The sequence below is a fragment of the Silvanigrella sp. genome (assembly GCF_044369315.1).
Classification (GTDB): Bacteria; Bdellovibrionota_B; Oligoflexia; order Silvanigrellales; family Silvanigrellaceae; genus Silvanigrella.
Genome location: NZ_JBIPMD010000001.1, coordinates 22,624 through 47,870 on the forward strand (window position 1 = coordinate 22,624; position 25,247 = coordinate 47,870).

The 25,247-nt window shown below is 29.2% G+C and carries 22 protein-coding genes; 17 read left to right on the forward strand and 5 right to left on the reverse strand.

What is annotated here, in order from left to right; translation table 11 throughout:
- Positions 1-17: 17 nt before the first annotated feature.
- Positions 18-1,124, reverse strand: a complete 1,107-nt coding sequence (locus ACIQ56_RS00105) for a tetratricopeptide repeat protein (RefSeq protein ID WP_397599050.1) — start codon at positions 1,122-1,124, stop codon at positions 18-20.
- Positions 1,125-1,340: 216 nt separating this feature from the next.
- On the opposite strand from ACIQ56_RS00105, the gene ACIQ56_RS00110 reads away from it, so the two are divergent.
- Both ACIQ56_RS00110 and ACIQ56_RS00115 read left to right on the forward strand, forming a co-directional pair.
- Positions 1,341-1,871: a serine hydrolase gene (locus ACIQ56_RS00110; RefSeq protein ID WP_397599051.1), complete on the forward strand. Its 531-nt coding sequence runs from the start codon at positions 1,341-1,343 to the stop codon at positions 1,869-1,871.
- Between the two features lie 51 nt (positions 1,872-1,922).
- Complete coding sequence (locus ACIQ56_RS00115; protein WP_397599052.1) at positions 1,923-2,510, forward strand: hypothetical protein; 588 nt, start codon at positions 1,923-1,925, stop codon at positions 2,508-2,510.
- A gap of 17 nt (positions 2,511-2,527) precedes the next feature.
- Here the strand turns inward: ACIQ56_RS00115 and ACIQ56_RS00120 are convergent, their stop codons facing one another.
- Positions 2,528-5,014 (reverse strand): hypothetical protein, encoded by a 2,487-nt coding sequence (locus tag ACIQ56_RS00120; protein WP_397599053.1) that lies wholly within the window; start codon positions 5,012-5,014, stop codon positions 2,528-2,530.
- Between the two features lie 123 nt (positions 5,015-5,137).
- Between ACIQ56_RS00120 and ACIQ56_RS00125 the strand changes: the two genes are divergently transcribed.
- From ACIQ56_RS00125 to ACIQ56_RS00140, 4 genes are read left to right on the forward strand one after another with little or no spacing between them, the layout of a single operon-like run.
- Positions 5,138-6,283: an aminoglycoside phosphotransferase family protein gene (locus tag ACIQ56_RS00125; protein WP_397599054.1), complete on the forward strand. Its 1,146-nt coding sequence runs from the start codon at positions 5,138-5,140 to the stop codon at positions 6,281-6,283.
- A 12-nt stretch (positions 6,284-6,295) separates the two neighbouring features.
- Positions 6,296-7,300 carry an NDP-sugar synthase gene (locus ACIQ56_RS00130; protein ID WP_397599055.1) on the forward strand — a complete coding sequence of 335 codons (1,005 nt, stop codon included), beginning with the start codon at positions 6,296-6,298 and terminating at the stop codon, positions 7,298-7,300.
- Between the two features lie 25 nt (positions 7,301-7,325).
- Positions 7,326-7,859 carry a hypothetical protein gene (locus ACIQ56_RS00135; RefSeq protein ID WP_397599056.1) on the forward strand — a complete coding sequence of 178 codons (534 nt, stop codon included), beginning with the start codon at positions 7,326-7,328 and terminating at the stop codon, positions 7,857-7,859.
- Between the two features lie 41 nt (positions 7,860-7,900).
- On the forward strand, positions 7,901-8,419 hold the full coding sequence (locus tag ACIQ56_RS00140) for a hypothetical protein (protein WP_397599057.1): 519 nt from the start codon (positions 7,901-7,903) through the stop codon (positions 8,417-8,419).
- A gap of 19 nt (positions 8,420-8,438) precedes the next feature.
- On the opposite strand, the gene ACIQ56_RS00145 is transcribed toward ACIQ56_RS00140, so the two are convergent.
- Both ACIQ56_RS00145 and ACIQ56_RS00150 read right to left on the reverse strand, forming a co-directional pair.
- Positions 8,439-8,915, reverse strand: a complete 477-nt coding sequence (locus tag ACIQ56_RS00145; protein ID WP_397599058.1) for a TspO/MBR family protein — start codon at positions 8,913-8,915, stop codon at positions 8,439-8,441.
- Between the two features lie 143 nt (positions 8,916-9,058).
- A complete protein-coding gene (locus ACIQ56_RS00150) occupies positions 9,059-9,928 on the reverse strand; it encodes a LysM peptidoglycan-binding domain-containing protein (protein WP_397599059.1) in 870 nt (289 codons plus the stop codon).
- A gap of 150 nt (positions 9,929-10,078) precedes the next feature.
- On the opposite strand from ACIQ56_RS00150, the gene rsmH reads away from it, so the two are divergent.
- The 11 genes from rsmH to ftsZ all read left to right on the forward strand — a co-directional run bounded on the left by rsmH (position 10,079) and on the right by ftsZ (position 24,726).
- Positions 10,079-11,155, forward strand: coding sequence for a 16S rRNA (cytosine(1402)-N(4))-methyltransferase RsmH (gene rsmH / locus ACIQ56_RS00155; RefSeq protein WP_397599060.1), 1,077 nt, complete (start codon positions 10,079-10,081; stop codon positions 11,153-11,155).
- Between the two features lies 1 nt (position 11,156).
- Positions 11,157-11,459 (forward strand): hypothetical protein, encoded by a 303-nt coding sequence (locus ACIQ56_RS00160; protein WP_153420280.1) that lies wholly within the window; start codon positions 11,157-11,159, stop codon positions 11,457-11,459.
- Between the two features lie 17 nt (positions 11,460-11,476).
- A complete protein-coding gene (locus ACIQ56_RS00165; RefSeq protein ID WP_397599061.1) occupies positions 11,477-13,366 on the forward strand; it encodes a peptidoglycan D,D-transpeptidase FtsI family protein in 1,890 nt (629 codons plus the stop codon).
- A 6-nt stretch (positions 13,367-13,372) separates the two neighbouring features.
- Positions 13,373-15,061 (forward strand): UDP-N-acetylmuramoyl-L-alanyl-D-glutamate--2,6-diaminopimelate ligase, encoded by a 1,689-nt coding sequence (locus ACIQ56_RS00170; protein ID WP_397599062.1) that lies wholly within the window; start codon positions 13,373-13,375, stop codon positions 15,059-15,061.
- 5 nt (positions 15,062-15,066) lie between these two features.
- A complete protein-coding gene (gene mraY / locus ACIQ56_RS00175; protein WP_153420277.1) occupies positions 15,067-16,182 on the forward strand; it encodes a phospho-N-acetylmuramoyl-pentapeptide-transferase in 1,116 nt (371 codons plus the stop codon).
- 13 nt (positions 16,183-16,195) lie between these two features.
- Positions 16,196-17,779: a UDP-N-acetylmuramoyl-L-alanine--D-glutamate ligase gene (gene murD / locus ACIQ56_RS00180; protein WP_397599063.1), complete on the forward strand. Its 1,584-nt coding sequence runs from the start codon at positions 16,196-16,198 to the stop codon at positions 17,777-17,779.
- A gap of 2 nt (positions 17,780-17,781) precedes the next feature.
- On the forward strand, positions 17,782-18,987 hold the full coding sequence (ftsW, locus tag ACIQ56_RS00185) for a putative lipid II flippase FtsW (RefSeq protein ID WP_397599064.1): 1,206 nt from the start codon (positions 17,782-17,784) through the stop codon (positions 18,985-18,987).
- A gap of 18 nt (positions 18,988-19,005) precedes the next feature.
- Complete coding sequence (murC, locus tag ACIQ56_RS00190; protein WP_397599065.1) at positions 19,006-20,415, forward strand: UDP-N-acetylmuramate--L-alanine ligase; 1,410 nt, start codon at positions 19,006-19,008, stop codon at positions 20,413-20,415.
- Entirely contained in the window at positions 20,402-21,520 is a 1,119-nt protein-coding gene (locus tag ACIQ56_RS00195; RefSeq protein WP_397599066.1) for a hypothetical protein, read from the forward strand. Before murC ends, ACIQ56_RS00195 begins: the two co-directional genes overlap by 14 nt.
- 107 nt (positions 21,521-21,627) lie before the next feature.
- Entirely contained in the window at positions 21,628-22,932 is a 1,305-nt protein-coding gene (gene ftsA, locus ACIQ56_RS00200) for a cell division protein FtsA (RefSeq protein ID WP_397599067.1), read from the forward strand.
- 42 nt (positions 22,933-22,974) lie between these two features.
- Complete coding sequence (gene ftsZ / locus ACIQ56_RS00205; RefSeq protein WP_397599068.1) at positions 22,975-24,726, forward strand: cell division protein FtsZ; 1,752 nt, start codon at positions 22,975-22,977, stop codon at positions 24,724-24,726.
- Here ftsZ and ACIQ56_RS00210 read toward each other — a convergent pair.
- A partial coding sequence (locus ACIQ56_RS00210; RefSeq protein WP_397599069.1) for a hypothetical protein occupies positions 24,709-25,247 on the reverse strand: 539 nt, incomplete at its 5' end. The two genes, ftsZ and ACIQ56_RS00210, sit on opposite strands and share 18 nt — an antisense overlap.

Sequence of the window (25,247 nt, forward strand, 5' to 3'; positions counted from 1 at the left end):
TGTCCAATTTATTCTTATTAACCTGCTTTTCTTTCAACAAAAACGATATCAGATTCAATTTGATTTTCATTATGAATTTTTAAGATATTTATCTCTGATTCATTTTCAATAATTTCATTATTTAAAGATTTTAAATGTGTAATTTGAACTTGAATGGGATTTAATGGAAATTCTAATGATTTAGCTATAAAGTAACATTTCTCTAAATGACTAAGAGAAATATTTTGTAAATTAGAGTCAAATTCTTTTTCAACTATCTTTTTAATTGCTATTCCCATTATAAAATGAAAATCATAATCATTATCTAAAAATAAATTACTTTTAAGAGTTAATAAACTGATTGCGTTTAAATAGTCATTTAACTCATAATAACAATTTGCCATCGCTAAAATTGCATTTGTATTATTTGGATTATCTTTTAAAATTTGGCCAAGAACACGAATAGCTTCAATCCAATCTTTTGTATCAATTGCAATTAAAGAAGCGACCAAATAAGGCTCTTGCGCAAAGGGAAATCTATCATGAATCATATTATATGTCTTACTCATTTCTTCTAATAAATTATTTTCAGATAAGGTTCTTAAATAATTTCTCCAAGTAAAATAGTTCGCCTTCTTTTCTAAACAAACTTTCTTTAATAATGACAAACCTTTCTTTTTTAATTCTGAATTTCTTAATCTTGATAAATACAGTCCGCAACCTTCAAAAGCAAACCTATTTTCAACACCTTTATTTTTATTTAAATAATTAAATATTCTATTACAAGTTTTATCACAGGAAGCATAATTAAAAGAAATTAGAGCTAGAGACAAAAAAACGTTATGAAAATGTCTCATTTTTAAAAGATGCTTGCCTAAAGAGATAAGAGCGCCAGTATCAAATGTTTCTTTTAATGCACATATCCATATATGGTAAAAGTCTGCTCTATCATAAAACTTACTTAAATGTAATACAGCTCTAGAAGACAAATTGATAATTTGTTCCCAATCTTCTTGAGCAGCATATATTTCTAAAAGCTTAATGAGGCTTGAACATGACTTTGCTGAAGGGTTTATTTCTCTCCAAAATGAATTAGATTCATTTTCTAACTTCATAATAGTTAAATTTGAATTTCCCTTTAGCATATTTACTCCTTAGAGTGGAATATTTTAAATTGATAAAATTAGTTCGGTCTTTATTTTTATGAATTGAATTTATATATGGAGAAAAATTGATAGGTGAAATTTTTTTCAAGGAAAATTATTCCTATTTTTGAATAAGGATCATATAAATTTTTAGAACTCTAAAAATATCTAATAAATAGATATTTTATTTGATATTCTTATATGTTAGAGGATTAAATGAAAATTATTTTCTTATCTATATTATTCTTGTTAGTTGAAGGTAAAGTTTTTTGTAACAACAATTTTACCAAAACAAAAGAAACTTTTAATAATGATTTAAAGAACACTATAAATGAAATTCAAATGAATTATAAAGTTGATACCTTTTCATTATCAGTATATAATCCTTTTTTAAATGAAAATATATCAAATTTTTTTTATGGCAGAAATTTTAAGAATGAGTTTATTGATCAAAATACGGTTTTTCCTATAGCTAGTGTTTCAAAAATATATACTGCCGATATTATAAATAAATTAATATATAATAAATCAATTCAGCTAAATGATAAAATAAACAAATGGATTAAAATAAACAATGAAATAGATAATAAAACAGTCTTTCAATTACTTAACAATAATTCATTAATTCCAAATTATTCTAATAATCCATTATTTTGGACTGAAAGAAGTAAAAATTATTCCAAAATTTTTACTTTTAATGAATTAATAAATTTTGTAAAATATATGGAAATCACAAAAAATAGTTAGCAATACTCAAATACAAATTATCTTTTATTAGGGAAAATAATTGAAATTGAAATGAAAAATAATTTAACCTCTGTATTTAAGAATTATTTTAAAGAAAATAATATGAAATATTCTTTTTTTGAATCCGAAAAATCAATTGAAAATTTAATGTTTGGAAATGAAAAGAATGAGAAATTTTCTAATATTAACGTCTCTTGGTTGAGTTCAGCAGGTGCTATTTTTTCTACACCACAAGAAGTTCTTATTTCTTCCGTCAAAAAAGTGAATGAATTCATTCAAAATAATAAAAAATGGGTCAGCACAAAATCAGGAGAAATAACACTAAATATAAAAGAAACAGCTTATTTAAATGGAATTTTTAGAATAAATTCTCCTTTTGGAATTATTTATTATACCCCAGGCTTAATTCCTGGATTTTCATCAGGATTTATTTACTCCCCTTGCCTTGAAACTGCTATTGCTTACTCTGCAAATAGATCTGCTTTACCAAACTTTCATGGATTTATAATTAGAAAAATATTTAAAAATTTATATCATGATAAAGCATATAATGCATTAATATCTAAAAAAAGAAAAAATTATAATTATTGCGAAAATGTAACACCATCAGACAACATTAATTTTGCAAATATGGAATAAATTATTTTTTAAATCACTTAAAATTCAATTACTTTATCTGCAAAAGGCAAAAACTCTTCACGGTTTTCTATTAAAATAAAAGTAGCACCACGCTCTGTCATCACTTTCATAAGTTCACCTAATATCGAAATATCTGGCCCATGCAATCCTGTACTGGGGTGTGTCAAAATAAACCAAGCACCTTCCAGATTTGAGCGTTTTAATTCAATGGTTAAATTTAATCGTTGTAATTCACCGCCACTTAGGGAATCCATTCCTTGACCAAGTTGAATATAACCTAATCCAAATTGACAGGCTCTTATAATTCGATTTGCAATTATCTTATGATTTTCAAAAATTTCTAATGATTGTTCTAAAGTAAAATTCATTACATCTGCTAAATTATATCCTTTAAATCTTGGTAACAAGCTTCTTGAATTTAATTTGGCACCGATACAAACTTCACATTCCACACGAACAGGTTCAGAGTATCTTTGAGGAAGTTCTATATATCCTTTACCTTCACAATGATCACAACGTCCTAATTTTGAATTCCAAGAAAAATGGCTTTCCGTTAATCCCATTACTTGGCTTGTAGGTAATTTTGTAAATAATTCTCTTAAAGGTTTAATAACATCAAGTGCAGAGGCAACACTTCTTCTGGAACTTCTTGTTACACTTCCAGGCTTAACGTAACCAACAACATTCACTTCAAAATCATTTGTTACATTAAATTTACAAAATTCTTTAAATGGAATTTCAATTTCATCTTCTGCATCAGGATTTTTTCCTCCTAGTGAATATAATGCAGGTAACAAGCACAATTCAATAAATGAAGACTTCCCTACCCCCGAAGCTCCCCGAATTATCGTAATAACACCCTGATTAATTTGTATTTTTTGACCAATCAAGTTTCTCACTTGAAAGTCCGAAAACAACATAGAAGATTTTGATAAAATGGAGGTTTTAGGTGAAAAAGACTCGGGACTTTTCTTTTTTGAATTCGCCTTGGGTAGCTTTGGCGCTTTCTCCATCATTAACGATTGAGGCGCAAACTTGGTTTTATTTAATTTCGTTTGCGGATTCTCAACAAATTCATCCAAATCCTGCAGGGCAGTGGCTTTGGCAACAACTTGTCCACCATGCACACCTGCGCCCGGGCCCATTAAAAATAAGATCTCACAAAAAGAAAGAAAAACGGGGTGATGCTCAACCGAAATTACAGTTGCGCCATCTTTTACAATTTCTTGAAGAACGGAAGCTAGTTGTTTGACTTCTTGTTTCGTTAATCCTTGACATGGCTCATCAATAATATACAAAACACCTGTTAATTTATTTGAAATCATTGTTGAAAGTCTGAGTCTTTGTAAATCTCCTGGTGATAAACTAGCTCCAGAACGATTTAAAATTAAATGTCCTAAACCCAAACGATTCATACTTAAAAGAGCTCGAGAGATTTCGGAATAAACTTTTAATTTTGATTTATCATTTTGCACATGCTCTTTGAAATCAGAAATAATAAATTGATAGAGTTCATTAATATTATACAAATGAGTTTCAATAAAGGTCTTACCTTTTACTCTTATAATTGGATTAGAGGGATCTAATCTTCCTCCATGACATTGTTTGCAAGGAAATATATCTGCAGGATATCCTTTTTTAAAAGAGCCTTCTCCCTCGCATTTAATACACTTGCCTAAGGAAGAATGACTAAAGTAACGAGGATCTAGTTTAGGAGCGCTTTCGCCACATTGCGGACAGTTTGATTTCGTATTGAATTTAAATTCTTTAGAGAGATATTCTACTTTAACAATACCTTTTCCATAATCAAGGGCCTGAAATAAAGCCCTTTCAATTCTTTGTTTTTTTTCAATTAAAATAGAAACATAATCTATTATGACATCTATTGTATTTAATTTTTTTGGATCAATTTTTATTTTTATATTTTCATCTTGAAGATCAAAAATATCTCCATTAACTCGAAGTTTTGAAAATCCTAATTCTTTAAATTTTTCAATTTCATCTATAAATGCTCCCTTTCTTTTTTCACAAATAGGAGCAATAATCATTATTTTTTTTGAATGAAAATCTTCAGATATTTTTTTATATAAATCGGAAAATGAAATTGATTTTAATGGAATATCACATTTATGACAAAAAATATCACCAAATGCAGCAAAATAAACTCTGAATAAATCGGAAATTCCAGAAATTGTTCCTACAGTTGAAAGCTTCCCAGCCACGCCTTGTTTTTGGGAAAGGCCTAGTGCTGGTGGCAGCCCTGTAATGGATCGAAAGCGTGGTCGGGACATTTTAGACCAACTAGAGCTTCCCATAACATAAATTGGGGTTTGACTAGAATCAACAAAGCGTCTAAAAGCTTCAGAATAAATAGTGTCAAAAACCAAACTACTTTTGCCAGAACCACTTACCCCTGTAAATGAAACCAATGAGTTTTTAGGGATATCAACATCAATATTTTTTAAATTATGTTCTTGAGCACCACGTACAGAAATAAACGCCACAACGAAACCTTTCCGAAGGGTTGACGAAATACATGTATATATACCACAATTATCAATAGAGAACACTTGCTAATGCAAATGGCTTCTTTTGTATACATCTCAGTTCTTGTTTAAGGAAACAAAATGACAGGAATTCTTTCTATTCAATTGGAATCGGAACAACTTATGCTTAGAATACAAGACTTTAAAATATTAAATTCCGAGCAATCCATAACAGAAAAAGAACCTGTTTTGGTATTAATTGCTGGAGATGCAAGTGATAGAAAGTTTTTTAGATTAATAAATGATCCAATTGGAGCCATTTGTATGCAGTTTCCAAAATGGGAAGGAGGATATGGAGGAGATCCAATAAGTTGGATTGGAATGCATACTGCACTAACTCAAATGGAACTTCCTATTCCAAAAATAATTGAAATTGATGAAACAAATGCATGTATTTGGACTGAAGATCTTGGAGATATATTTTTAAATTCTACTTTAATAGAACCTATTTTAGATATAAATAATCAAAAATGCCATAAATCAATTGATTATTATAAAGAATCATTGTTACTTCTTATTAAAGCCCAATATCCTAAAAGAAAAATTGATCATCCTGCTATAAATCGTTTTTTTGATTTTGAAAAATTATTTTTTGAACTTAATTTTTTTGTAACTCATTTTTTAAATGGATTTATGAATTTAAATGTCACCGAAGATAATCCTGAATATAAAGGACTATATGAAGATTTAAATTTACTTGCAAAAAAACTAGATGCATGCGAACGGGTGCTTTGCCATAGAGATTATCATGTCCGTAATATTATGCTAAAAAATGAAAAAATATATTGGATTGATTTTCAAGATGCTCGGATGGGACCACATTCTTACGATGTTGTTAGTTTAGTTCGCGATAGTTATGTTAATATTTCTTGGGAAACAAGAAAACATCTCTTTTCATATTATTTAGATAACATGAATAATGAAAGAGAATTAAATAATTTAAAACCAATATCAAAAACAAGTTTTAATTTAGAATTACTTCTTATGGGACTTCAACGTAATATAAAAGCTATCGGAAGTTTTGGCTATCTTGCTACTAAAAAAGGAAAACCAAATTATTTAAAATATGTGAAACATACACTTGATATATTATCCTCTCCAGAAGCCCAAATTCATGAAGAAACTGATTTAAAAATTATGATGCCTAAACTATATAGTTTAATAAATAATTTATATAAAGGTGAATTATCTATTAAATTAGAAGAAAAAATAAAAAATTATTTTTAATTTGGAACTTAAATGCTTGATAAAAGAGATCTTGATAATTTTATACCGATAGTATTATGTGCCGGATTTGGCACAAGACTTAAACCTTTAACAAATTATATACCCAAAGTTGTTTGCCCAATACTTAATAAACCTGTTGCTTTTTTAAGTATTGAAATATTTTTAAAGGCTGGATTTAAAAAAGTTCATTGTAATACCCATTATTTAGCAAATGAAGTTCAACAAGAAATAATTGAAGCCGCTAAGTACTTTGGATATGATTCTAACCAAATTGTTTTTTGGCATGAAGAAGATATTTTAGAAACTGGCGGTGGTATCGCTCGTATATATCACGAAATAACAAAAAATGAAAAAAATAATATTGGCAAAGATGCTATTGTTGTCTCTGGAGATATCGCCGCTGATTTTCCGTTAGAAGATATGATAAAAAAATGGAAAGCTAAAAATTCAAATGATTGGGCATTAATGTGCACTCATAATACAGATTGTGTAAGAAAAGATGCCACATGGGTTTCCCATAATAATAATTATGTTTTAGGATTTGGAGGCAATTTTAAACCAAACGAAAATGCAATAGCAAAAGTTTTTACTACTCACCAAATCATTTCTAAAGATCTTTTGAATATAGTAGAAGTTGAAAAAAAATCCAGCATCGAAATATATTATAAAAAAATATTATTACTTGGTAAAAATATTATAAATTATTCATACCCTCAAGAAAGTTATTGGTTTGATATTGGAACCCCAAAAACATATTTAGAGTGTATAGAATTTTTTGAAAAAAAATTTAAAAAAGAACTTAGTATCGAATTTTACAATGAAAATATAATTAATTATTGTTTTATAATACCAGATTCTTTAAAAAAATATATAGAATCAAACAATGATGATATATATTTAAATAAAATAAATAGTAAAAAAATACTTATTAGTTTTAGAGATAAAATTAAAAATAATAAAATATCGGCTTTAAAAGAAATAAATAATGATACTGAAAATTTCTATATAATATTTTAAATGAAATGAATTTTATGGAGAATCAATGAGACTTATTTTTATTTCAGGAGATGGGCATGGGGCTGGTAAAACCTATTTTGCAAATAAAATAGCTAGTGATAAAAGTCAAATATTTTCAATTGCAAACATGATCAGAAAAGAACTTGCAGTTGAATACCCTAACTATGATTGGTACAATAAAGACCCAAGATATAAAATTTATACTAATGTAAAAGAAACAAATTTGTCTGTACATCAAATGCTTATTAATAAAGGTAACGAGAAAAAACAAAAAAATAATATATATTGGGCTAAACAATTAGTTGAAATAATTTCATATAATAAAGAATTCTTAGACCTTAAAATTGCTATTATTGATGATCTCAGATATTTGGATGAGTTTGAGTTTATTAAAAGATACTTACAAAATGATCAAATAACTCATATTCATATTATTAATCCTCATGCAAAACCTGAACCTAATTATGAGAATGAAAAATTAAAAGAATTATCTGATTTCCAAATAATATCTAAAAGAATTCTCAATGTGAGAAGCCTTAAATTAGAAAAAAAAGAGTGATATATCACCAAAGCAAGCCTTTTTAAATTTATGGAGAAACCATGAGAATCATTTTTATTTCTGGAGATGGACATGGAGCTGGTAAAACTTATTTAGCGAAAAAAATTGCAAGCAATAAACACCAAATATTCTCAATAGCAAATACAATACGAAAAGAACTTGCAATTCAATATCCAAATTATGACTGGTATAATAAATCACCTTCCTTTAAAGACAATACTATTCTAAAAGAAAATGGAAAAACAATTCATCAAATGCTAGATGATAAAGGAAATGAAAAAAAATCTGTTAACAATTTATATTGGGCACAACAAATTGTAGATTTATTAAAATATAATAGAGACAGCTTAAAACTTGAAATTGCCGTTATTGATGATGTAAGATTTGTAGATGAATATCATTATATAAGAAAACAATTTGAGAATGAACATATTACTCATTTTCATATTATAAACCCTTCTGCAAAAGCAGAGCCAATGTATGAAAACGATGAATTAAAAGCCTTAGCAGATTATCACTTAATTTCAAAACTTGTAATGAGTTCTATGAAACAAGAATAAATTTGTAAAAATGATTATTTTAAAATTTTATATTTGTTGCATAAGTTGCAAATGTAACCCATACCGCAGTCAAAAATATTAGAAAAGACGAAGTTTTCGAAATTTGATAAATTTTACCACTTATAAATGAAGAATAAGAAATAACAACTAAATTTGCAACTAATGAAATAGATTCATTATTAAATTTTTGCGTATAAAATGGATATAATATACAAATAATAAATAAAATTGGTATTAAAAATAAATTATTTTTATACGAATTCTTTTTTATTAAGATCCATTGTGAATAAGACATGCATAAAATTAAAAACAGCCAAACCGTTCCTATGATATAGGGAGCTGGCAACAGCGGACTTCTAACTAACTCTAAATTAGAATTTGAGTTTCTAAAATTAAATATAAAAATAATACTATTAACGAATAGAACTATTAAAGCACTTGAAATAATCAGCTTTAATAAACCTTTTTTATTGCCTTGAATTTTATAAAATTTCATAACAAATTTTTACTCTTTCTTTTAAAAATGTAATGTAATTTTACATCCATTGAAATGGATATTTTGAATTTTAATATATAAATCAAAAATTTTAAAGAAATAGATACTAGAAAAAAGAAGGGCATTCCTCAATTTAATATTTATTAATCATCTTTAGGGTCTTTAGGAATATCATCTGGATTTACAAAATTACTTTCTGAAGATTTTTTAATTGCATTCTTTTCTTCTTCAGATAATTCATTTTTTGATGTCTCTTGTTTTACATCAATTGATTTTAGTTCCGTTTTATTTTGGTCGTTTATAGCATTTAAATCTTTTTTATTAGGTTCTTCATTAGAAACTTTTGTATCCTCATTTAAATTTAAATTTTTTACAGGCTGAGTCTCTGATTCTTTATTTATGATATTATATCCACCAGCATCAGCAGTTAATGCTTTAGGCCTAAAATAAACAGCTGTTCCTTCTTTAATTCTATCTGGGTTTGCTATTTGAGGGTTTTCCTTCCACAAAACACGCCAGTCTTTAGATCTTCCAAAAACAGCCTTTGAAATATGAGAAAGTGTATCTCCTTTTTTAACTATGATTTTTGCTCTAGGGGCATTTTCATATTTTTCGGCAAACATTTTTGTTTTGTCATCTAATTGATAATAAATAACATCTCCAGCATAAATTTTATTTGAATCTACTATTTTATTTATTTCAGCTATTTTTTTCCAGCTTTTAAGATCACCATATATTTTTTTAGATATTTTACCTAAATTATCACCCGCTTGAACATAATATGGCAATAAAATATTTTGATTACTTGGAGGAACGAGACCTTCTACAAAATCAGCTGATTCCTTGTTTACAAGCTCTTCAACTTTTTGATTTTGAGCCTGATTCAACTGTTCTTCATCGTTTTTAGCACTCGTCATACATCCAAATAAGGATAATGAGAAGAAAGAACATAATAGAACAAATTTAAATTTTTTATAAATAGACGCCATATTTTGCATAATATTTTTCTTCATGGCAAATTTCATCCTCAAACAGTAAATTTCTTTTACAAGTCCATTATCGGACTTGATAAAGTGAAGTTGAATGCTTTAGGCACATATGATTGTGCCACGTTTTTGACTTATTGTTACGATTACTTCGTTTTAAACCCAAAGAGGACATCAATGAATAATGAATTTAAACATATAACTGTATTAAAGAAAGAAACGATACAAAATATTTTTCCTTCTGAAAAACTTTTGAATTTATTAAAAACAAATAAAACATATAAATTAAATATTGTAGATGCAACTTTGGGTGGTGGCGGACATGCTGAATATTTTATTCATTTATTTATTAATGATCCTATTTTTAATAATTTTGAATTGAATTTTATTGGATTTGACCAAGATATAAATGCACTAAACTTTACTGAAAAGAAATTTAAAGAGGTGCAATTAAAACATAAAAACATTCATTTACATTTCGAAAATGAAAATTTTAAAAATTTGGCACAAATTTGGCAAACAAAATTTCCTGGTGAAAAAATTCATGGTTTATATGCTGATTTTGGAGTTAGTTCTCCACAGTTAGATATTGGAAAAAGAGGCTTTTCATTAATTCATGATGGCCCCATTGATATGCGAATGAATCCCAATGATAATTTAACTGCTAAAAATATTTTAGAAGAATATTCCGAATTAGAATTAACACGTATCTTTTTTGAATATGGCGAAGAACCTAAATCGAGAAAACTTGCAAAAGCAATTGTTCAGGATAGAAAAATAGAAAAAATACCACTTCATAGCACTATAGAGCTTGCTGAATACATCAAAAGAGTGCTTGCCTATCCAAATAGCAGAGTTCATCCTGCCACAAGAACATTCCAGGCATTAAGAATTGAAGTAAACAAAGAGTTGGAATCCATAAATTATCTTCTTCAAGAAATTCCTGATCTTATTCATTCTTACGGAAAAGTAGGCTTTATTTCATTTCATTCCTTGGAAGATAGACTAATCAAACATGCGATGCGAAATTGGCAAAAAGGGAAGAAAGCTCACGAAAAACAAAGCGAAAAAAAAGAAATTAATATCCCCTTGCATCTTCAACTTCATTTAGAAGAAAATCATAATAAAGGTTTTGGCAAAGAAATACCGCGTGGAGGCATAACAGCTTCCGATGAGGAATGCCAAATGAATAATCGCTCTCGATCCGCAAGACTTCGTTGTTTTGAGTTTTCAAGAGAAACAGGGGGGGGGTAAAGTGCTAAAATTTTTAAAAGGATTTGATGCAATCATTGCAATTATTTTTTTAACGATTATTGTTGGTATAATAGTTATTACAATGAGATCTAAAACTTATTCTGTAGGTTATGAAATTGCTGCTTTAAAATCTAAGGAAAAAATTCTTAGACAAAGACAAGTCGAGCTGCAATCTGAATTAGCTGCAACAGAAAGAAATGTTAGAGACAATTTGCTTGCCCAGAAAGATCCTTCAGGCAAGCTTAATAAGTATGTATTACCAGATCCAAAACGTGTTTTAAGAGCAGAAAAAGGGTTACATTAAATAAAAAGGTAACAAAAGTGGGAAATAAAATAAATTTACAAGTTAATTTCTTAGTTAAATTTAAAAATTATTTTAACCCAAAGCAAAACAAAAAATTACCTAATTATAAGTTTCGAGCCCAAACAATGGGTATTTTTTATTGCATTTTTTTAAGTATTATTCTTGTTAGATACGCATGGATAACTTTTTTTCCTACTCCACTAAGAACAAAATTAATTGCAACTGGGACAAGACAATTTGAAAAAAATTTAACTTTAGCTCAGCCAAGAGCAACAATAACGGATAGAAAAGGAAGAGTTTTAGCCGTCAGTATATCTAGACCAAGCATTTATCTTTTAACACATAAAATGCCTGAAGAAATTAGCATTTTAAAAAAAGTTTCTGATCAAATTCATGTTCCATTAGAAACATTAATTTCTTATAGAGATGATAAAAGAAATTTTATTTGGCTGAAACGACAAATGAGTCAAAGTGAATTTATTAAAATTGGAAGTCTAAAAAAATGGCAAGAATTTATTGGTGTTGTTGATGAACCTAAAAGAGTATATCCAGAAAAAGATCTTGCAGCACAATTAATAGGATTTGTTGGTTCTGAAGGTAACGGTCTTGAAGGAATTGAAAAAATATATAATTCAAGACTGAATATAAAACCAATTAAATCAGAAGTAATGAAAGATGCTAGAGGCAGACTTGTAATGGTTACACCAAATGACGCTTCTAAACCAGATCAAAAAGCTCCAAATTTAACTCTTTCAATTGATTTATCTATTCAAGAATTCACTCAAAACGCACTTAAAGATGGAGTTATTAGAGCAAAAGCAAAAGGCGGAAGCGCTATTGTTATGGATGTAAAAACAGGTGAAATACTATCTATGGCAAGTTATCCTTCTTATGACTTAAATAATCCTCCTGAAAATGACCCAGCATCTAGGCGCTTACGCCCTGTAATGGATGCAATTGAACTTGGTTCTGTTGTTAAACCAATGTGGATTTCTAAAGCGCTTGATCTTGGAGTTGTAACACCTGAGACAAAAGTTTATGCAGAAAATGGTCAAATGTCTTTACCTGGCGGAATCATACATGACACTCATGAACATGGATGGATTACTCCTGAAGAAATATTAAAAGTAAGTAGTAATATTGGTGCTTATAAAGTTGTTCAAAAAATAGGTCGTGAAAATTTTTATGACTCATTAATGAAAATAGGTTTTGGAAGGCAACCGGGAACGGGACTTCCAGGAGAATGGACTGGTCGAATAAAAGCATTAAATACCTGGAGAGAAATGAATTTTGCAAATATGGCTTTTGGGCAAGGTTTTGCAATTTCTCCTCTGCAATTAGTACATGGATTATCTATTATTGTTGGTGGTGGAATTGATCACGGAGTTAATTTAATTGCGATAGATGAAAAAAAACAAAAAGATTTTGTAGGCCCTCCATTAAAATATATTTCTTCAAATACAAGCCTACTCATCTCTAAAATGATGGAATCCGTTGTTGAAGAAGAAGGAGGAACGGGTTCTCCGGCACGAATTCCAGGTGTGCTTGTTTCTGGTAAAACAGGAACTGCTCAAATTTGGTCATTAAAAGAACACTCTTATTCTGGCAGAACTGCTGTTTTTGAGGGTGTTATTCCTTCTGACGATCCTAAATTAGCTATTGTAGTTGTTATTGATGAAGCTGGAATAAGACCCGCTTATGGAGGCCCTCTTGCTGGCCCTGTTTTTGCTGATATCGGAAAAAAAACAGTACAATATTTAAATTCTCAAGGAATTTTTGATGTCAAGCCATATGAAAATGCTTATTTAAAAAGAAATAAACCAAATATAAATAATAATATTAATAAACCACAAAGCTCTGCTATGACAAATAATCATAATGAAACAGAGATTAAAAAGGAACAATGATTTAAAATGTCTTTTAATTATAAAATAGAAATACCTAAGTGCTCTATAGAAAACGCAATTCATATTTTAAAAACTGATAATTTAGTTGTAAATAATCTTCCTATTCATAATAAATCAAAATCACCTTTAGACTTAATAATAAATTCTAATGAACTTAAAAAATTCAAAGATAATGATGATTTATTAAAGGAAGATTCTTTTATTTACATTGCTAGAGTAGGTAAAAAATTTGATGGTCATACGTTAATAGAGAAAATATTAAGTTCTAAGAACTATTTTATTGGCAATGAAGAAAATGTGATTGATATAGCAAAAAAAAATAATTATTCTGACGATTGGCTTTCAAAAATAATTAATAATCCTTATTTTATTAAAGTAATAGACACAGAAAAAACAATTCATTTATTATTTGAAAAGTGTTACCAAATAAATAAAGAATATTTTAATACAATTGCTGTTACTGGAACAAATGGAAAAACTTCGGTCGTTCAAATATGTTCTCAAATATTTGAATTTTTAACTGCAAAAAAATGCCTACGCATAGGCACTTTAGGCTTGCAAATTGGTGAATATAACATGGAATCTTCGCATGTTACAACTCCTGACTATCCAGCTTTATTAAGTATAATAAATTTATGCCAAAAAAATAATATTGATAAAATAGTTATGGAAGCCACTTCGCATGGATTGTTAGAAAAAAGACTAGGTAATTGGAAAGTAAATACCGCTATATTTACAAATTTAACTCAAGATCACTTAGACTATCATGGAACTATGGATAATTACCGAAATGCTAAGTTAAAATTATTTGATGAATATTTAAACGAAAACGGCTGTGCTATTATTTGTACAAATAATTTTGATTGGGAGTTTTTTGCTAAACGTGCTGTTGGAAATAAAAGAACATTAATTGGAGTAGGAAACGAAAATATTTCAAATTCTTTTTTTTCTACATTTAAAAATTTATTTAAATCTGTATTTTATTTATCTATAATAGATCAAAAATCTTCATTAAAAGGCATTTCTGGAACTTTAATACTTAAAGATTCTCATAAAACCTTAGAATCAGAATATTTTAGTGCTCCTATTATAGGAAATTTTCAATTCGACAACATTATGTGCTCTATAGCTACCATGTTTAATGATGGCTTTAAAATTAGTGAAATTTCTAAAAAGCTTGTAAATATAAAAAACATACCTGGAAGACTTGAAATCGTTAAACATAAAACCGAATTTGATAATAAATTTCCTACAGTTCTTGTTGACTACGCCCATTCTCCAGATGCTTTAGAAAAAGCGATTGTAGTTTGTAAAAATATACTTTCCTTAGAAGGAAAAGGAAAACTAATTACAGTATTTGGTTGTGGTGGAGACAGAGATAAAACGAAAAGAGCTATCATGGGTAAGATTGCTTCTACCTTATCAGATAAAGTTATTGTTACTTCTGATAATCCAAGAAATGAAGACCCTGGTAAAATTATTGACGATATTTTTACAGGTATCAATTCCAATTATAATTGCTTTAGAGAAAGTGACCGCAAAAAAGCAATTGAGTTTGCAATCAATTCTGCTGAACAATTTGATCTTATTCTTGTTGCAGGAAAAGGTCATGAGGATTATCAAATTATTGGTGAAACAAAATACCCATTTTCGGATTCACAAATTGCTTTATCTATATTAAGTAAGGAGAATTAAAAAGAATGCTTTATTTACTTATCATGAAACTCATAATGATCAATCCTAAGCTTTCTGGTCTAAAAGCATTCTCTTACTTATCTAGCCGCGCCATATTAGCATTAATAACTAGTATAATTGTTTCCATGATACTATATCCAAAAGCAATCCGATTATTAAGATCTTTGAAAGCGGGACAACCCATCCGAGAACTTGGATTAGAAGAACAAATGCTAAAAAAAGGAACTCCAACAATGGGTGGAGTTGTGATTATATTTGCAACTTTATTTAGTGTCATTTTATGGATGGATGTTACAAATAGACATTTTTTTACACTATTAATTATAACAGTTGGATATGGTTTTATTGGATTTTTAGATGACTATTTAAAAATATCTAAAAAAAATACTGATGGTTTATCAAGCAAAAAGAAAATGTTAGGGCTTTTATTTTTTGGAACTTTAGCTGTTATTTGGCATTTATGGTCATCATTTCATGTCCTAAATCCAAATGCATATACGTTAAATCCAACTTCAGTAAATATTCCTTTTTTTAAAAATCTTATTATAAACTTAGGGATTTTTTACGCCCCTTTTGCAATATTAGTTATTGTAGGTTCAAGTAATGCTGTTAACTTAACAGATGGTTTAGATGGTCTCGCAATTGGTCCTGTTATTACCTGTGCATTAACTTTAACAATTTTAAGTTACGTAACAGGAAATGTGATTGTATCAAAATATCTTTTATACCATTCCATTCCTGGCTCTGGAGAAATTAGCGTATTTCTTTCCGCACTCATTGGAGCATCTATAGGATTCCTTTGGTACAATACATTTCCAGCACAAATTTTTATGGGTGATTCAGGCGCTCTTGCTTTAGGTGGAATTCTTGGAACTGTTGCCATTATTACGGGACATGAAATTTTACTTGTTTTAATGGGTGGTATTTTTGTTGCTGAAGCATTAAGTGTGATTATTCAAGTTGCTTCATTTAAAACACGAGGCAAAAGGGTTTTTAGAATGGCGCCAGTTCATCACCATTATCAAAAAAAAGGATGGCCAGAACAAAAAATAACAGTAAGAATTTGGATTATAAGTTTTATTCTTGCTCTTTTGAGTATATTAACTCTTAAATTAAGATAATAGGTAATATAATATGAATTTAGGCCAAAATATGAAAGAAATTCATTTTTTTATTGCAGGAGCAGCAAAAAGTGGGATTTCAGCTGCTAAAATATTAAAAAAAAATGGTGCCCATGTTTTTATTACCGAAGAAAACAAAATATCTGAAAATATAAAAACAGAGTTAAACAATTTAAATATTCCTTACGAAGAAAACGGCCATTCATTTGAAAAAATAAAATCTCAATGCGATATATTAATTTTGTCTCCAGGTATACCATTAAATAAAGAAATTTCATTATTTTGTAAAATAAATTTAATTCCAATAGTAAGTGAAATTGAATTTGCCTCTTGGTTTATGAATACAAAATCAATTTCAGTTGGAATTACTGGTACAAATGGAAAAAGTACAACTGTAAATTATTTATCTCAATTATTTTCAAATACAAAATATCATTCTAAAGCATGTGGTAATATTGGTATCTCTGTCTCACAAACTTTATTAGAACATCCAAATACAAACTTGTTTTCTATTGAATTTAGTAGTTATCAACTAGAAACGACCTATTCTATAAGACCAATTTGTACTTCATTATTAAATTTACAAAATGATCATTTAGGTCGTTATGGAAACATGGATGAATATTTAAAAGCAAAATGGAGACTTATATTACTAACAGATGATCATGGATTAGCAATTATTGATAAAAATATAATGAATCAAGTTATCAAACTTGGATTAAGTTTACCAAAATCAAGAATTATTTTAATAGATGAACACAAAGATAATCTTGAATACAATAAAAATATAAATTTGAAAAAAAATATCGAATTTATTTATGAAAAAATTGAATCTGGAAAAACATTACCAAATTCAATTTATCAAGAAATGAATAATTTAAATTTTGAACAAATCATGTTGCCTAGTCAATTTGAATATGCTTATGCAAAATATAACAAAAATGGCTCAATTAATATCTTGTTAAATCTTAAAAATTCAACTAAAAACTGGGCAATTGAAAATCCATGTTTACCAGGAAAACACAACATGATGAATATATTATGTGCCAGCATAATAGCAAATCATTTAGGAATTTCTGATCTTCATATTCTCAATCAGTGGGAAGAAAAATCATCTTCATATAAACATTTACCACATAGACTAGAAAAAATATCTTCAAAATGGGGTTTATATATTGATAATAATTTAAAAAATAAAAATATTTTAATTATAAATGACTCAAAAGCAACGAATGTAGAAAGCACTTTAGTTGCTTTACATTCTTTTCAAAGCCCTATTCGATTATTAATTGGTGGAGAACCCAAAGGTGATGATTATTCACCAATTGGTGAATTCATGAATCACCATTTAATAAAAATTTATCCTTTTGGAAAAGCATCAAATATAATTCAAGATCATTTAAAAAATTATAATAATAAAATTGCTGAATCCTCTCCAAATATGTTAGCTGCTGCTAACTTAGCTTTAAATGATGCTACAGATAATGAAATTATTTTATTATCTCCAGCATGCAGTAGTTTTGATGAATTTAAAAATTTTGAACACCGTGGCGATGTATTTCGTGAATGGGCTTTATCTCATTTAAAGGATAACTAAAAGTGAAATTATCAGAAAAAGAAATACTTGATAAAAACAAACTAAATGATGAAAATTTGGAAACTATTCTTGATACTCCTAAACCAAGTACTTGGATAACATATGGCGGAAATGTATTATGGGTTCCCGTAATTGCTTTAACAGGCTTTGGAATTTTATTTGTTTATAGTTCTTCTTCTGTATATTCATCACAACACTTTGGTACTGAGTTTTATTATGCAAAAAGACAAACAATATACTTAATTCCAGCTATTTTAGCTGCTATAATTGGAGCTAAAATTTCTTTTGATAATTTTTATAAATATATTAAATATTTATTTTTTGCTTTTGTTATTTTAACTTTTGCAACACATGTTCCGCATATTGGTAAAACAGTTTCAGGTGCTTCAAGGTGGATATCAATTGGCCCGCTTCCCGCAATTCAGCCATCTGAATTTCTCAAAATTTTTACTATTATGTTTATGACTTGGATATTAACGTCAAAGTCAGGCGAATTCATAAAAAATGAACCCAAAAGATTATCAAATGCATTAGAATTTTTAACTTTATTTTTAGCTCCAATTGCTATTATTTCTCAAAAAGATTTTGGATCTACTGTTGTTGTTATTTCTGGCGCTGTCGCTATTTTATTTATGAATGGACTACCTAAAAGATATTTTGCTGGTATTTTTGGAATTATTATATCAGGTTTAACAACGGCAATTCTAATTGAACCATACCGAATTTCAAGAATTATGACTTTTTTAGATCCTTTTAAAGACCCTCTTGGTTCTGGCTTTCAAGTAATTCAAAGCTTTGTTGCTGTTGCTAATGGCGGATTATTTGGAAGAGGTATAGGTGAAAGTCAACAAAAATTATTTTTCTTACCTGAGGCGCACACTGATTTTATTTTAGCAGTTATTACTGAAGAAATGGGATTTATAGGAATACTTGTTTTAACTATATTATACTCAGTTCTTTATTATGCTATTCTTCGTTTAGTTATTTATGGAAGTTCGCATAGAGATAGACTTCTAGCTACTGGTGCATTTGCAATGTTAGTAACAACTACAATAATTAACATGGGTGTTGTTGCTGGGGCTCTTCCAAATAAAGGTTTACCACTTCCATTTATTTCAAATGGAGGAACTGCTTTAGTTGCTAACTTTTTTATTATAGGTCTTTTATCTCAGATATCTAGAAGAATATATACTCAAAATAATAATTAATTTTAAGGTATAAAAAATATGTTTAATGCAATTAAAAGAATTCATTTTGTAGGAATTGGTGGAAGCGGAATGTCGGGTATAGCTGAGGTTCTTCTAAATTCAGGTTATCATATTTCAGGAAGTGATATAAAAAAATCTCAAATCACAGATAAACTTGAACAACTAGGTGCAAAAATATATATTGGACACAATTCTGAAAATATAAAAAACACCCAAGTTCTTGTTGTTAGTAGTGCAATAAATAAACATAATCCAGAAATAATAGAAGCTCAAAACTCGAGAATTCCAATCATACACAGAAGTGAAATGCTAAGTGAATTGATGCGAATGAAATACGGAGTCATTGTTGCTGGAACTCATGGGAAAACAACAACAACAAGCATCTTAGCTTCTGCATTAAATGATGTAGGTCTTGATCCTACAGTAGTTATTGGTGGAAAAATAAATTCATTTGAAAGCAATGCAAAACTTGGAAAAGGTGAACTTTTTGTAGCTGAAGCAGATGAAAGTGATGGTAGCTTTGTAAGATTAACTCCTACAATTGCAATTATAACAAATATAGATAGAGATCATCTTGATCACTATGATAACCTTGAAGACATAGTTAAAGCTTTTGAAACTTTTTTAGATAAAGTCCCATTTTATGGTGCTGTTTGTGCTTGCATTGACGATCCTATTGTACAACTTATTTTACCTAAAATAAGAAGAAAACTTGTAACATATGGATTAAGACAAGACGCTGATATCACTATTTCAGATAAAGTAACAGATGGAATGACAACCACCTTTACTCCTCGAATTTATGGAAAAACCTATTCAAAAGTTAAATTAAAAATGCCCGGCTCTTATAATCTATCAAATTCTCTTGCCACATTTGCTGTTGCTTCACTTCTAGAACTTGATATTGAAAAAATAGGTGAATCTATCTCAAAATTTGAGGGCGTTCAGCATCGCTATACTATTTTAGGTGAAATAAATAAAATTTTAATTGTTGATGACTATGCACATAACCCGAAAAAAATTGAGACTGTATTAAAGGGGACAAAAGAAAGTTTCCCCGAAAGAGAGATCATAGCTATTTTTCAACCTCATCGTTATTCAAGAATGAAACACCAAATGGATGAGTTTGCAAAATGTTTTCAAGATGCTGATAATGTTGTTATTACACCAATTTATTCTGCGGGTGAACATGAAATTTCAGGAATAAATACCTCTACAATTGCTCATCAAATAAAATTAAATAGCTTCAATAATGCTTCTAATTCTACTCATATATCAGAAAATTTAAATGAAGCTGTTATTAAAGCTCATAATATAATAAAATCGATAGATCCAAATAAAGGCGCTGTTGTTTTAACCCTAGGTGCCGGAGACGTTAGACAAGCTGGAAATATGCTATTGGAGAAATTAAAACTTGAATGTAAGTAAGAAGCAAAGAAAAGTAAATTTGCTGGCCTCCCAAAAGCTAGACTTAAGGAGCCGCAAAGGGACAAAAAAAACAAAAAAAACGACTTCTACAAAATGGTATATTATTGTTTTGCATCACTTCTATATTTCTATAAAAAAAATAATTCAAGTTGGATATCTTTTTTTTAAAAGCAAACCTAAATTTACTTATATTCTATCACTTCTCACTATCTCATTGATTTGTATTAAATCAGGAGTATATTTCGTTGAAATTTATAGTGAAAAAATATTACCCACTCAAGTACAAATTGAAACGGATAATAAAACAATTACAAATGAACTTTATTTTGAAATAAGTAAAGAAATTGAGAAATCTCGACTAAATAAAGAAAAACGTTCCGATTTTATCGCTAAAATAAATTCCATATTATCCTCTACAGATTTAATTGATCAATATTGGATTCGATTGGGATTAGATGGAAAATTACAAATTAATGCAATAATGCAAATTCCAATTTTGCTCATTGAAGCAAAAAATGGAGAACGTTATGTAATTAGCAATAATATGAAAATTATAGCAAAAAATCCTCTGCCGAATGAGTATGCATCTTTGCTTAAATTAGATGCTCCTGAATTAAAAATTAATTGGAAATCAAAAAATACAAATGTTAAAATTAAAAAAAATAAAAAGTTAGAAAATAATAATTTAAATGAAACCAATACACCTGTAAATTTTATATGGCTTTTAACTCAAACAAAGTTCATTAATTCTGAAATGCTGAAACTTGGAAAAGTATACTCCTTATCAAAAATATCTTGGGACTCAAATTCAGGATTTACACTTAAAATAAATCGAAACAACTCTTTATTAATTAATAAAATTCCAGATAAAAACACAGAAAAGCCAAAAACAGATTCACAAAATAATTCAACTTTAGAAAAGCAAGATAGTGATTATTTAATTGCTCTTGTTGGTGAAAATAATATTAAAGATAAGTTAGAAAGACTAAAAATAATTCTAAAAGAATTAGGGAATAAAAATATTTTGCCAAATAAAGTTGATCTTGACTTTACAGATAAGGCAAGCTTTAAGATTCAAGGCGCTACTTCAAAATTATCTCAATAGGGATTTTTAAATCTTGCTAATGACTTTTATTTTTTGATTGTGTAAGTTTAAAGAGAGCGCGTTCACAAAATGCTTTTTAAACATTTTGCATGCAAAGTTAAATTGACATGAAAACATCTCTAAATAAAAATATTTGTATTTCCCTTTCACTAGGCTCAACTCATACAAGCCTAATTGCAGCAAGCTATGAAAATAAACCTCCATTAGCTCAGCACGAAGATCATTTTCAAAATGACAAAGATTCTTCCCGAATTCAAATTTTAGGGGCCGCAAGAATAAATAATAATGGCTCTATTAAAAAAGGAGTTGTTTCAAGTATTGACGCTGTAACTGCTTCCATTCTTGAAACAATTGATGAAGTTGAACGCCAATCTGGTGTTGAAATTGATTCCATACGCGCATGTATTGCAGGAACGGCAGCTCAATTCGATAATCACGTTGAAACTTGTTCAATCAAAGGTGAAGAAATTAGGGCATCTGATCTCGAAAGAGTTTCTACAGCTGTTCGAAATCAAAAACCTCCAATGGGTTATGATTTTATTCATATGATACCAAGTTCTTATTCCGTAGATGGAAAACACGGTATTCAAAACCCAATTGGCATGCAAGGAACGTCTTTATCAATAATGCACCACCGCGTTTTTTATCCTCAAGCTGACCTTCATAATATTGTAAGAGCTTGTAACAATGCTGGCATAAGAGTTCAAAGTTTTGCATTTGAACCATTGGCAGCCGCAGAAGGTGTTTTAACAAAAGATGAAAAAGAATTTGGTTGCATTTCATTATCCATTGGAGCTCATTTAACACATGCAGCGGTATATTTAGGAAATATTCCTGTATATTCTAAAGAATATCCAATTGGATCGCACCACATTACAAAAGATCTTTCAATTGGTTTAAGAACAACACAAGCCGAAGCTGAAAGAGTAAAAAAAGAATTAGGAAAAGCTATTGAATTTTCTACAAAAGATGCAAATGAAAAAATAGAAATTTGCAGTATTGATGGAAACACATCTCGCTACGTAACTAGAAAAGAAATTAATCAAATAATTGAACCACGAGTAAGAGAAATATTAAATACGATTTATACTGATTTAAGAAGATCAAAACTAATAACTAAAACTTCAAAAGGAATTGTTTTATCCGGAGGCGGTGCACTTCTTAGTGGTATGGCTTTAGCTACTGAAGAGATTTTTTCTTTGCATGCGCGTGTTGGAATGCCCATAAATATTACCGGTGCCACTGAGGGACTTAAATCACCAATTTGGGCTTCTAGTGTTGGTACGTTATCAACACTTTTTGCAACAATTCATGGTGAAAACTCAGCATTCCAAACAGAAGAATCTAAAAGAATTGGATCTTTCGCAACAAAAATATGGCATAAACTGAAAGAACCATTTGCTTCTAGATAATTATTAATACTAAAATGATAAGAAACACGGAGGATTTTAAAAATGAGTGAAAGAGCGGATAAAAATAATAAATACTCTTCAAACGCGATCATTAAAGTGATTGGTGTGGGTGGAGGCGGAGGAAACGCTCTGAATACAATGATTGAATCTGGACTCAGCGGCGTTGAATTTATTGCAGCAAATACTGATGTTCAAGCACTTCAATCTAATCTTGCTCCCATTAAAATCCAACTTGGACGAGAATTGACTAAAGGACTTGGAGCAGGCGCAAACCCAGAAATGGGAAGAAATGCAGCTCTTGAAGACAAAGCAATTTTACAAGAAGTTTTAAGTGGCGCTGATATGGTTTTCGTAACTGGTGGTATGGGCGGCGGTACTGGGACAGGAGCTGCTCCTATTATTGCACAAGTTGCTCGTGAACTAGGAGCATTAACAGTTGGTGTTGTAACAAAACCTTTTACGTTTGAAGGCAAAAGAAGAAAACAACAATCTGAACATGGTATTCAATCCTTAAGACAATCCGTAGATACCTTAATTACAATTCCAAACCAAAGACTTTTAAGCATTGCTCCACCAGAAATGTCTATGCTTGAAGGATTTAAACTTGCAGACGAAGTTTTATTAAATGCAGTTAAGGGTATTTCAGATATTATTAATATTCCTGGCCGAGTAAATGTGGACTTTGCAGACGTAAAAACAATTATGTCTGAAATGGGTATGGCACTTATGGGTATAGGAACTGCTACTGGCCCTAATAGAGCTGCTGAAGCTGCACGTTCTGCTATTAATTCTCCATTATTAGAAGATATTGATATCGAAGGTGCTACTGGAATCCTAATTAATATTACAGGAACAAGTTCCATGACACTTCATGAAATAAGTGAAGCTTCAACTTTAATTCAAGAAGCAGCTCATGAAGAAGCTAATATTATATTTGGTGCCGTAATTGATGAAACGATGGGTGAAACCATTCGAGTGACAGTTATTGCTACTGGATTTGATCAAGCACGTGTTTCTTTTCCAGATACAGCTCACGGATTTTCAAATATTCAGCAACAAGGTCAATTCATTCCTCCTAACGTAACAAATCAACCACCACAACAACAAATGCCACAACAAGCATTTGCAGGAATGAATTCACAACGTTCACAAACAGGTTTTGCGCAAAATATCCCTGCTGTAAATCCTTATGACGTTAGAAATCCAAATCAAATGTCCAATCAACAACTTCATCAACAAAATCAGTTTGCTCAACCTAATAATCAACCAAATCATTTTGCTAGACCTCAACAATTTGGAAGAGATGTTCAACAAAACTATAATCAAGGAATTCCAAATCAACAGAGCCCTAGATCAAATAATCCAAACCAAGATTTAAATAATTCTCACACTAATTTAAATTCTGGAAATTTATTTAGATCAAGTCCTCAAGTTGATCATAGAAATTCTCTAAACAACCAACATCATAATCCAATTAAATCTCATGAAAACCAAGCTCCGTCTGCTTGGCCCAATCAACCACAAAACTCCAAAAATGAGCCGACTTCTGATTTAGAAGAGCTTACAAAATGGACTTTTGATATGGCAAATCAGCAACAAAATTCAAATAAAGCAAATGACCCAAAAGTAATGGGTGCTTCTACTGCTATTAAAAATGAAGATCATGCTCAAGAAGATGCAGCTGAAACAGCTCTAAAACTTGCAAAAGAATTATCTGATATTGAAATTGATGATTCTGACTTTGAAACACCTGCTTTTATGCGCAGAAAAGATGATTCACACAGGAATGCTTGAAAATAATATTGAAGAAGATTTTTCATTTTCTTCTTCAATTCTATTTAAAAACTCGTGATCCATTATAGCTAAATAAACTAACCAAAGTAAAAATTTAGTATCTTCTTTTGAACTAAGATTATAAAATCTCTCTATTGAAGATAATATTAAAAAACCATTATATTTTTTCTTTTTCTTATTTTCATATTTATAATGCTGATTTAATATATCTCCTTTCAAAATATTTTTAAAAAACAACTCCCCATCTTTTTTACTCTTTACAGACTGAAACAAATCAGAAAAATCTATAATTTTTTTCTTAATTTCATTTAACAAAAGAGTTTTACTTATAAATACAGATGGAAAATCATTTAATATGGAAGGAATAATTCTAAAAATATTTATTTTTTTTACCATAAAAAAATCTTGTCCACACATTGAATTTAAAAAATCTATATTAGGAGGATAAGAAAGTATTGATAATGAAGCAGAACTATTTAATGATATTTCATATAAAGACTGCACATTTTTAAAATAATCAA